This is a genomic window from uncultured Roseovarius sp., assembly GCF_913054395.1.
GTDB lineage: Bacteria > Pseudomonadota > Alphaproteobacteria > Rhodobacterales > Rhodobacteraceae > Roseovarius.
The window spans coordinates 1-10,646 of sequence record NZ_CAJXIP010000116.1; the positions used below are offsets into that span (position 1 = coordinate 1).

Annotated in this window: 8 protein-coding genes, 1 tRNA gene and 1 pseudogene; 4 read left to right on the forward strand and 6 right to left on the reverse strand. The window is 59.6% G+C overall.

Annotated elements, in window-relative coordinates:
- Positions 1 to 323: pseudogene (locus tag QZ522_RS14300) on the forward strand (phenylacetate--CoA ligase family protein); the annotation flags it as partial.
- A 42-nt stretch (positions 324 to 365) separates the two neighbouring features.
- On the opposite strand, the gene QZ522_RS14305 reads toward QZ522_RS14300, so the two are convergent.
- The 3 genes from QZ522_RS14305 to QZ522_RS14315 all read right to left on the reverse strand — a co-directional run bounded on the left by QZ522_RS14305 (position 366) and on the right by QZ522_RS14315 (position 2,126).
- Entirely contained in the window at positions 366 to 1,607 is a 1,242-nt protein-coding gene (locus QZ522_RS14305; RefSeq protein WP_294612913.1) for an FAD-binding oxidoreductase, read from the reverse strand.
- A 240-nt stretch (positions 1,608 to 1,847) separates the two neighbouring features.
- Positions 1,848 to 1,973, reverse strand: a complete 126-nt coding sequence (gene ykgO / locus QZ522_RS14310; RefSeq protein ID WP_092840305.1) for a type B 50S ribosomal protein L36 — start codon at positions 1,971 to 1,973, stop codon at positions 1,848 to 1,850.
- 78 nt (positions 1,974 to 2,051) lie between these two features.
- Positions 2,052 to 2,126 (reverse strand) — tRNA-Val (locus QZ522_RS14315).
- Between the two features lie 146 nt (positions 2,127 to 2,272).
- Between QZ522_RS14315 and QZ522_RS14320 the strand changes: the two genes are divergently transcribed.
- Positions 2,273 to 3,136, forward strand: coding sequence for an N-formylglutamate amidohydrolase (locus QZ522_RS14320; RefSeq protein WP_294612921.1), 864 nt, complete (start codon positions 2,273 to 2,275; stop codon positions 3,134 to 3,136).
- 2 nt (positions 3,137 to 3,138) lie between these two features.
- Here QZ522_RS14320 and QZ522_RS14325 read toward each other — a convergent pair whose 3' ends face one another.
- Positions 3,139 to 4,392 carry a DNA polymerase IV gene (locus QZ522_RS14325; protein WP_294612924.1) on the reverse strand — a complete coding sequence of 418 codons (1,254 nt, stop codon included), beginning with the start codon at positions 4,390 to 4,392 and terminating at the stop codon, positions 3,139 to 3,141.
- A gap of 786 nt (positions 4,393 to 5,178) precedes the next feature.
- Between QZ522_RS14325 and QZ522_RS14330 the strand changes: the two genes are divergently transcribed.
- Positions 5,179 to 7,521 (forward strand): HYR domain-containing protein, encoded by a 2,343-nt coding sequence (locus QZ522_RS14330; RefSeq protein ID WP_294612926.1) that lies wholly within the window; start codon positions 5,179 to 5,181, stop codon positions 7,519 to 7,521.
- 258 nt (positions 7,522 to 7,779) lie between these two features.
- Here the strand turns inward: QZ522_RS14330 and QZ522_RS14335 are convergent, their stop codons facing one another.
- Entirely contained in the window at positions 7,780 to 8,595 is an 816-nt protein-coding gene (locus QZ522_RS14335) for a hypothetical protein (protein ID WP_294612929.1), read from the reverse strand.
- Between the two features lie 366 nt (positions 8,596 to 8,961).
- On the opposite strand from QZ522_RS14335, the gene QZ522_RS14340 reads away from it, so the two are divergent.
- Positions 8,962 to 9,822 (forward strand): DUF2189 domain-containing protein, encoded by an 861-nt coding sequence (locus QZ522_RS14340; RefSeq protein ID WP_294612932.1) that lies wholly within the window; start codon positions 8,962 to 8,964, stop codon positions 9,820 to 9,822.
- Here the strand turns inward: QZ522_RS14340 and QZ522_RS14345 are convergent.
- Positions 9,819 to 10,646: helix-turn-helix domain-containing protein (locus QZ522_RS14345; protein WP_294612935.1), on the reverse strand; the 828-nt coding region annotated here is incomplete at its 5' end. The two genes, QZ522_RS14340 and QZ522_RS14345, sit on opposite strands and share 4 nt — an antisense overlap.

Here is a 10,646-nt window from a genome sequence, read left to right on the forward strand (position 1 = left end):
GTTGGCGTACCAATATTCGCATCAAGGGCTGGATGGGGCGCGCCGACCAAACCACCAAGATCAAGGGCATGTTCGTGCGCCCCGAACAGGTTGCGGCGCTTGTCGCCGGGCATGCGGACATTGCACGCGCCCGCGTGATTGCCAGCCGCGAAGGCGAGGCGGATGTGATGACCGTCAAGATCGAATCCGATGCCGCAGATGGCGAGGTCTTCGCCAGTGCCGTGGCGGAAACGCTCAAGCTCAAGGGCCGGATCGAGGTCGTCGCCAAGGGTAGCCTGCCCAATGACGGCAAGGTCATCGAGGATCTGCGCAGCTACGATTGAGCGGCTCCGGGATTATTCGGCGATAAATCCCGGACGGCGCGTTTAGAAACGGTCGGCACTATAGGGTGCAAGGTCAATGTTCGGGCGTTTGCCGCTGATCAGGTCGGCGACGATGCGCCCGGTCTTTGGCCCTGCGGTCAGGCCGATATGCTGATGACCAAAGGCCGCATGCACGCCGGTCTGGCCGATCTCGCCAATAAGCGGCAGGCTGTCGGGCGTCGAGGGGCGAAACCCCATCCATTCTTCGACCCCGTCATAGCGCATCTCGGGAAAGGCGCGCGCGGCGCCGCGCCGGATAAGGTCGAGCGGCGCGCGTGACGGTCCCGCCGTGATCCCACCCAGTTCAACCGTTCCCGCACAGCGCAGCCCGTGCGCCATCGGGTTGACGGCAAACTTGCCGCTGGCGATCATCATCGGGTTGTTGGGCATCTGGCTTGGCCCGGTAAAGTGCAGGTGATAGCCACGCTCGGCCTCCAGCGGTACCTTGAGGCCAAGTTTCTGCATCAGCGGCTTGGACCAGATTCCGGCGGCCAGAACCGCCCGGTCGCAGGGCATCGGCCCACGGCTTGTCTCAAGCCCGGTGATGCGACCGTTGTCCAGGGTGATGTCCTGCACCTCGGCCTGTTGATAGGTGCCGCCCTCTTCCTGAAGCACAAGTGCCAGATCGGCCATATAGGCACCGGGGTTAAGGATGTGACCATGGCTTTTGAGGGTCGCGAGGCATTTGATCGCGGGGCCGAGGATCGGTTCGGCCTCTTGCACGGCACCGCCTTCAAGCACCTCGGGCACATAGCCCGCCTCGCGCTTGAGTGCCCAGCTATAGGCGTCGGCGTCAAATGCCTTGCGGCTCTCATAGGCATAGCTGAAGTCGCTGGCGGTGACCCATTTGGCGGCGCGGGTGCCACGGGTCAGGGCGATGTGCTGATCGAGGCTGTCGCCGATTATCGGCACAATCCCGGCCACCATGCGGCGGGTGTCGCGATCATTTGCGTTGGCTGCGAATTTCATTAGCCAGGGCAAGAGGCGCGGGAAATACGACCATTGCACGAAAAGCGGCGAGCGCGGGTTCAGGATGTACTTGAGCCCGGTTGTAATAAGGCCGGGCGTGTTGACCGGCACGACCGCCCATTGCGCCAGCAGGCCCGCATTGCCAAAAGACGCCCCCGCGCCGGGCGCGTCCTTGTCGACAAGCGTCACCTCATGGCCCGCGCGGCGCAACCAGATGGCAGAACTCAGCCCGCAGATACCGGCGCCGATGACGATAATTTTTTGTGGGGTGCTCATGGGGATGCCAGACAAAAGATGGACCTGACGACACCTAACCGCAGCGCAGGCAGCGCGGCAAGTGGCCTGATGCCCGGTAACGGCGGAAATCAACGGGATGGGTCGGGAATCATTGCTCCGATCCCTTTTCCGACGGGGTTTGCCGGCCCCAGCCCGGCGCCCCCGCGAAATGCCCGCACAAAAGAAAACCCCGCCAAAAAGGCGGGGCTGAAATCTTCCACCGGAAAGGTGGGTGCAGGCTTAGCCCTGACGGGCTTTGAACCGGGGCTGCGTCTTGTTGATGACGTAGACGCGGCCTTTGCGGCGCACGACACGGCAGTCGCGATGCCGTTTCTTGAGCGAGCGGAGCGAATTACGAACCTTCATGGTCGTCTCCTCAGTTGTCGCGGCGCGGGCCAGCGCCTTGGTTGCGGGCGTCCTGCGTCATGCAGAACAGTGAATTCATGGTGGGCGATACAAGGTTCGAACTTGTGACCCCTTCGATGTCAACGAAGTGCTCTACCACTGAGCTAATCGCCCATGAATACCGATCTGGCCCCAGCCCCCCAACAAAAGGGGCGCGGGAGTCCGCGCCGGTTCGCTGGTCTATAAAAGGAGTCGGAAGAGGGATCAAGGGCTTTTAGAACCTCAATTTCACTCTATTATGGGTTTCACAAGGAGAGGTCATGCCAAAGGTCGCCTATCACCTGACATATCCTGAACGGCGCACCACATCCGTGGTGTTCGCCTCGCCCCATAGCGGGCGCGATTATCCGTGGACTTTCCTGCGCCGCACCACGCTTAACGAGCATTCCGTGCGCTCGTCCGAGGATGCCTTTGTCGATCAGTTGTTCGAATGCGCCCCCGAGGTCGGCGCGCCCTTCATCAAGGCCGGTGCGCCGCGCGCCTATGTCGATCTCAACCGAAGCGAGGACGAACTTGACCCGGCCCTGATCGAGGGCGTGAGCAAGGTCGGCCATAATCCACGCGTCGCCTCTGGTCTTGGGGTGATTCCGCGGGTGGTGGCCAATGGTCAGGCGATCTATACCGGCAAGCTGTCTCTGGCCGAGGCCAGACGCCGGATCGACACCTACTGGAAGCCCTACCATACGGCGCTTGGCGGGCAGTTGGATCAGGCTTTCCTGATGTTCGGACAGGCGATCCTTGTGGATTGCCATTCGATGCCGCACGAGGCGATGGATGCCGTGGCGCGCCGCGGTGTGCGCCGCCCCGAGGTGGTGCTTGGCGACCGCTTTGGCGCCTCCGCCAGCAGCGACATCGTCGATCAGATTGAGGCCGCCTTTCAGCGCGCCGGCCTGGTGGTGACACGCAACACGCCCTTTGCCGGGGCCTATATCACCCAGGCATATGGCCGCCCCATGCGGGGACGTCATGCGATTCAGGTCGAGATCGACCGCGCGCTTTACATGAACGAGCAACTGATCCGCCCGAATGGCCATTTCGATGCTTTCCGGGCCCTGCTGCGTGGTGTGATCCGCGAGATTGCCGATATTGGCCGCCCGTTGGCCAAGCCTTTGGCCGCCGAATAGCCTTAGCGCAGGGCGCGCCCCTTGAGAATCGCATCGGGGCCAAATTTCTGGCGGATCAGATCGGTGGCCTTTTCCGCCTTGCCGCGCTGAATCGCCTGCGGATCAAGAAGATCGCCCGAGCGATCCGCGCCTTCCTCTGGTCCCAACTCCGACAGGCCCACCCCGATAAGCCGGTATGCGGCCCCCTTGGGCATCTGGTCCATCAGCGCGCGGGCAGTCCGGTAGAGCGTATCGGCAAGCTGGGTCGCATCGCGAAGCGTCTGCCTGCGGGTGATCAGCGAATGATCGCCGCGCTTGAGTTTGAGGGTCACGATCCGCCCGGCGATCTGTTTTGCCTTGGCGCGATCCGCCACCTTTTCCGACAGTCGCCACAAATGCCCGTCAAGAATATCCGCATCCTTGGTGTCCTCGGAAAACGTGGTTTCATTCGAGATGGATTTGACCGGTTCATGCGCCGAGACACGCCGTGCATCACGCCCGCGCGCAAGGTGCCAGAGCCGTCCGCCCATGGCCCCGAACCGTGCCGTCAGGTCTTCGCGCTCCCACCGCAGAAGGTCGGCAAAGGTGCGGATGCCCGCCGCGTTCAACGCGGTGCGCGTGCTTTGCCCGACGCCCCAGATAAGGCTCACGGGTTTGTCGCGCAGAAAACCGGCGGTTTCGTCCACCCCGATCACCGAAAAGCCCTGTGGCTTGTCGAGATCAGAGGCGATCTTGGCCAGGAACTTGTTATGGCTCAGCCCGATTGATCCGGTCAGGCCAAGGTCGCGGCGCATCTGGCGCACCAGTCGCGCCAGCATCACGGCCGGTGGTGCCCCATGAAGCCGCTCGGTGCCGGTGAGATCAAGAAAGGCCTCGTCCAGCGACAGGGGCTCGATCGCCGGGGTCAACGCCTGCATCATCGCGCGGATCTGGCGCGAGACATCGGCATAGACCTGCATGCGCGGCTTGATCACTACCGCTTCGGGGCAAAGCTTGAGCGCCTGAAACATTGGCATCGCCGATCGTACACCGCGAATCCGCGCGATGTAACAGGCGGTCGACACCACGCCGCGCCGCCCGCCGCCAATGATAAGCGGCTTGTCCGCCAGCTCGGGATTGTCGCGCTTTTCGACGCTGGCATAGAAGGCGTCGCAATCCATATGGGCAATCGACAGCTTAAACAGTTCGTCATGTGAAATCACCCGCGGGCTGCCGCAAGTAGGGCAGCGCGGGGCGATTTCGAATCGGTCAAGGCAATCGCGGCAAAGGCTTGGCATGATGGCGCCATATTACCCGAACGCCCGTTCTCTGCCAGCCGCCCTGCGGCCATGTCTTGGCAGTGGCCAGCGGAAGTGAAAAGGACCCTGTCGTGCGACAGCTCGCCACAAGGCCTGGCGGCGACTGTGATGTAGGCGTCACAGCTTTGCGGAGACTGAAAAAAATAATGGGCCAGCACAGAAAAACCGGATATGAAGCAAGTGTTTAGGTCGGATTTGGAACCGTTTTGTGATGATGACGACAAGCAAGACCTGCAGATAAACGTATGCCGGTTGTTGGGGCTGGCATCTGCAACCGATTAAAGCGTTTGCCGATGGGCGGTCGAGGGCAAGTATTCGAGCGGCAGACCGGGGGGACGCCGGTCTAAAGAAAAAAGGTATTTCAGGATGAAACTTTCCAAGTTTTCAGCATTGTGGGCAGTTTGCCGAAAAAGTGTATGGGGATGGGCGTTCCTGCCTGCAATGGGCATCGCTGGTGCCGTGCAGGCTCAGGAAGTCACGAGTGCTACGGTTTCTCCGACCACTTATAACACTGCGGGCGAGACGCTGACCTTCACCGTCGTTATGAACACAGGAAACGAAGTGGTTTCCTCTCCGTCCGTGACGTCGAGTATCGGTGTCACATATTCATGTTCGCCGGTCAGGGGGACCACAAATACAAACATTACATGTTCCGGAATATATACCGTTCAGGCAGGTGACATTAGCTCTGGGGCACTTGTGGTTGAAGTCGCCACAGCTACCAACAATGGTAATACCTACCTCATAAACGGTAGCAACCCCACAATGACGGCAAGCTATGTGGCACCGGTGACCAACACGGCACCTACCGCCGCGCCTAACGCAACGCCTGACCCGGTTGAGGCAGGCGCAGTAGTTACACTGGATGGAACCGGCTCGTCTGATCCTGATGTAGATCCACTTACCTATAGCTGGGTGCAAACCGGTGGCCCGGCCACGTCCCCGTCCAGTTCCACGGCAGCGTCATTCAACATCACTGCGCCTGCGTGGCGCACGGATGGGCAGAACACCTATACATACGAACTGACCGTCAACGACGGGTCACTGGATTCCGCCCCGGTAACGACGTCCTTTACGGTTCAGGATACGACGGACCCAACTCTGGCAAACGTGCCTAGTAACATCACGGTGAACACTGAAGCTGGCCAGCCGGATGCCGCGGTTACATGGCCAGCGCTGACTGCAACCGACAATTCGGGGATTGCGTCACTGGTGGTGTCGCCTGCCTCGGGCAGCCGGTTCGCGATTGGACAAACGGTCGTAACTGTTACCGCCACGGATATTGCGGGGAATGTCTCGGAACAGACCTTTACGGTAACCGTGGTTGACAGCGAGCAGCCCGTATTCAGCACGTTCCCGGCGGATATCACGGTTCATGTGGATGTGGCCGATACCTCGGCGGTTGTTAACTGGACCGAGCCGACGGTCGACGACAACTCCGGCTCTGTGAACGTAAGCTCGACCTCCAGCCCGACTGCCGGGCTGGGCAACGGGTCGTCATTCCCGCTGGGCGTCACTACGGTGACTTACCGTGCCGAAGACGGGACGGGGAATTTTGTCGAGCGGGACCTGCGTGTCGAGGTGCTCCAGCGTGGTCAGGTGATCATCAACGTCAACACGCAGATGGATGGGACCTTCAATGTGTCGTCACCCGAGCCTGAACTGAACACGGCAATCGTGACATCCGGTGGTTCGGGAAGTACGGGCGGGCTTAATATCGGCGTCGGCGGCCCTTATAGCATCGCCTTTGCGGTTCCGGCGAGTTTTGCCCTGACCAATGCTGCCTGTAATGACGCCGACAGCACGATTGACCCGGCGACGCTGACCGGCGCGCTGAACGTTGATTCCGGAGAAGTCGTTACCTGTACTCTGACAGCAGTGGACTCGGGGGGAAGCACAACGGCGCTCATCAGTGAATTCCAAGAGGTTCGCGGCCAGCTGATCTTGCAGGGCGCTCCCAAGAACACCCGCCGGATCGGGCGTCTGAACCGTCAGAAAAACAGCCGCGGCGGCGTTTCGATGTTCGGCGTAAGCGTTTCAAGCAGATCGTTGCCTGTAACCATAGATATTGGCGAGGATAGTGGCAGCTTTTCCTTCTCGACGCGCGAAACTTCTGGTGGGGCGGGCAACCTGACAATTCGACCAACCGAATTGCCCAAGGCCGTCGTCAGCTCTTCCGGTACTGTCACTGGCCACGGTGATGCGGACTCAGACGACGGCGGCACAACCATCGGCAATGAGATCATGACGCAAGCCAATGGCACGCAGGAAACGGTCTTGCTTGCGGATATGCCCAAGGCGTATTTCGTAACACCTGAGAGTGCGGCACACGTGGATGGTGGCAACTCGCTAATGTCCCAGAGCCCGTGGGAGTTCTGGATCGAAGGCAGCTACGCCAACATTAGATCGGGCGATCGCGATGGCAGCTTTACCATCGTGCATACGGGCGTCGATTACCTCTTCAACCGCAACCTTCTGATGGGGCTCGGCATGCAGTATGACGACACCTCGCACAACGGTGTGCAGGATGGCATCTCGGGCAAGGGTTTCATGTTCGGGCCCTACATGACGGCGCGCCTGAAGGAGAACCTGTTCTTCGACGCGCGCGCGGCATGGGGGGAATCGGACAACCGCGTCTCGCCCTTCGGGACCTACACCGACAGCTACGATTCCGAGCGGTGGCTGGCCACGGCGGCGCTTGTTGGCGACTATCAGGTTGGCGACATAGTGTTTTCGCCCGAGGCGCGTCTGTCGTGGTACGAGGAAACGTCTGATCCGTATGTCGACAGCCTGAGCGTCGCGATCCCCTCGGTGGTCACGTCGTTCGGCTCATTCGAGATAACGCCAACGATGTCGCGGACGTTTGGTCTGGCAAACGGTGGGACGTTCACATCGCGCGTCAGCACCTCGGCGATCTGGACGTTTGACGTTGAAACCGGCAGCACCTCAAAAGAGTTGACTGAGGGTGGCCGGGGGCGGGTCGAGATCGGCGGCGACTATTCGAACGGGCGGAACCTGCGCATCAACAGCTCAGTCTTTGCGGATGGGATCGGCGAGTCCGATTTCACCAGCTGGGGCCTGAGCCTCGGGCTTGACCTGGCTTTTTAAACCGACCGCAAAGCAGCGTCCACAACGGCCCGCTCATTGGCGGGCCGTTGGCATTTGGGCACGGGATTTTAGCCCGCAATGTTAGCCCGTCCGGTGATTTTGCCTGCTGTGGGGGCCTCTATCCGCAACACCCGATGGGCGTGCCCTGTGCGGCCCGGCGGCTTCTGAGCATCGCTCAGGGCCACCTCTGGCATGGTGGGGCCACCATTGCCTCGCCACTTACCGGTTTGACGAGGCGATAGAAGTCAGATCAGGATTTTACTGCTTTGCCAGCCGTTCAAATGGATCAGTCTCCCAATGCTCGGGAAGCTCTGTCGGTTCCTCGAAATCAGGAAGATACAAGCCGGCCGTCCACCGTTCCGGCAGTTTCTCGACAATTGCGGAAAGCCTTTTGCTGGCAGCAGCAGCGCGCTGCCGGATCCTTTCTGCCGCCTCCGCGTCGCGTTCACGCAGGCGATGGTAACGGTAGATCACCCAGTTCTGAACTCGGTCGGGGCCAAACGAGAAGAAGAGCACAAGCCCGATCAGAAGGGCCATAAAGGCCATAAACACCACCAGGCCCGGTTTCAGCAGAAAAACCGTCAGCAAAAGGAGAATGGACAATATCCTGGGAGCGTCGGGCCGCCTGAAGAATGCCTCGGCAAGCTCGCGCAGCCATTGCGCATAGGACTTGTATTGACGGGATTGTATGGGTGCCTGTGCGGCGCGTTTAAGTGACTGCAAGTAGTCTTTTGCTCGCGCTGGCGCTGAAAGCCCACTGGCTTTCTGGCTGTCGTCCATTTCGACAAGGGATTTTATTGCACGAATATCCGGATCAGTTGGCGTGGGCTTTCTCGCGCCATCACCTTTGTGACCTGAATCTGATGAATGAATTTTAAGGTTAGGGTCGTCTCGCATCCTGCCTTCCCAGAAATGTAGGGCAGTCCTGTGCAGCGTTGTCTGCTGGTGACTGCCAAGAATCTTGAGTGTTGAGCGTTGAAAATTAACGCCGCCCAGAATCGATTTTCTTAAGCATTTCAGCATATGGATAAATGCGGCGGAATTATGGTGTTGGGGTGATTTCAAAGGATGCATGGGGTGTCAAACGGTCTGTTTGCAACCCGGTTTTCCAAATTCGATCTCTCGGATCGGAATGGAAAAGGTTGATAAAGGCCCGTTTTGAGGGGGCCGACACTTGACGCACGGTTCGCGATGCGCGCCGATCAGGATGGTGACAATTTTGTGGCGGTGCAGGGCAACTTTCCTGAAAAAATCGTCTGAAGATGATACACACGCCGTGCTCCAAAGCCGCTTTCTGTGCCAGCCTGGTATCCGGTGCCGCAGAAGTGAAAGACGTCAGGCCAAGAATTTGTTAATATTGGCGAATGGAAGGCCAGTTCCGGCTGACCATGAGATGCGCATTGCATCCCGAGTGTGGCCGGACACATCGGAGGATGCACTATGGTAAAAACAATCGGAAATCCCCTCACATGGACAGCGCGGAACCTGGCCGGTGCCGCCGAACACGTCACACAGTCCGTCGAAAGAATAGGCGGCGAAGAGAAGGCCATACCGCAGATCTTGCCGCTGACCAACGATGATATCCGAGTTGCACTCCGGAAAGGGTACGAAGATTTCAAGGCTTCACGCGCCGATGTAATGTTTATCTGCCTGATTTATCCGGTACTTGGCGTGCTGTTGGCCGGTATTGGGTTTAACGCGAATCTTCTGCCTTTGATCTTTCCAGTAGCCGCAGGTTTTGCCCTGCTCGGGCCTTTCGCGGCCGTGGGGCTTTATGAAGTCAGCCGACGCCGCGAGAAGGGCGAGGATGTGTCATGGCTTGCCGCTCTGGGGGTGATTCAATCTCCGAATTTCGGTGCGATTCTGGTTCTGGGCCTCTATCTTGCGGCCATCTTCGTGGCCTGGATTCTTGCCGCACACCTGATCTGGTCTCTGACCCTGGGGCCGGAGCAACCGGAAAATCTGTCCGCGTTCCTTGAACAGGTTTTGACCACTGGCGCCGGTTGGGCGATGATTGTGATCGGTGTCGTGGTTGGATTCTGCTTTGCCCTGGTCGTGCTCGCAACCAGTGCCGTCAGTTTCCCGCTGCTCCTTGACCATAACGTAGGTGTCCCGGAGGCGATCCATACCTCCTACAAGGTTTTCCGTAAAAACCCGAGGGTGGTCGTTACCTGGGGGGCGCTGATATCGGTTCTTCTGGTTGTTGGGTCAATACCCGCGTTTGTCGGCCTGATTTTGGTGCTTCCAATTCTGGGTCACGCAACGTGGCATTTCTACAGAAGCGCGGTCTCTTTCGGCTAGGTGTGGAAACGTTGCCGATACTCTCCCGGCGTCAGGCCGACGATCCTGTGGAATATCTTGCGAAAAGCGCCGGGATCGGAATAGCCAACGTCCCAGGCAATGCGTTCGACAGGTAGCCGCCCGAACTGCAATAACTCCTGCGCTTTCGTCACACGCAAACGTTGGGCATAGTCGATGGCCGTCATCCCCGTGGCTTTCTGGAAGCGGCGCAGAAAAGTGCGTTCTTCGAGGCCGGCCTGTTTTGCCAGCACCGCAAGCCGCGCCTCCTTTCCATTTCCCTCGTGGAGAAAGTGCTGTGCCTTGAGGATCGCGCTGTCGCCGTGACTCATCCTGGGGGCGAAACCGCTATAGTAACGCTGTTCCCGTCCAGGAGGGTCGATCAGAAGCATTCGCGCGGTCTGAGCCATCACCAGCGGGCCGAGATATCGTTCCACCAGCTTGAGCCCCAGATCGGTCCACGCCATGAGCCCGCCCGCCGAAATGATGTCACCGCCGTCGATCAGAAGACGATCCACGTCGAGGATTGCGGTGGGGAAACGTTCGCGGAAGGTGTCCGCATAGGCCCAATGCGTCGTGACGGCACGCCCGTTCAAAAGCCCCGTCTCTCCGAGAAGAAAAGCACCGCCGCAGATCGACGCCAAAACCGCCCCCTCCGCGTGACGCGCGCGCAACCAACGCGCCAGCACCGCCGCTGCCTCTGCCGAGATCGGCCTTTCCAAAGACGGGGGCAGGATCAGGACATCGCAGGTGGTCCCGTACGAGTCATCCGACACAGCCTCCTCCTTCAAAAGGTCCACCTGCAACTGCGGCGTGTCTTGTGCTGT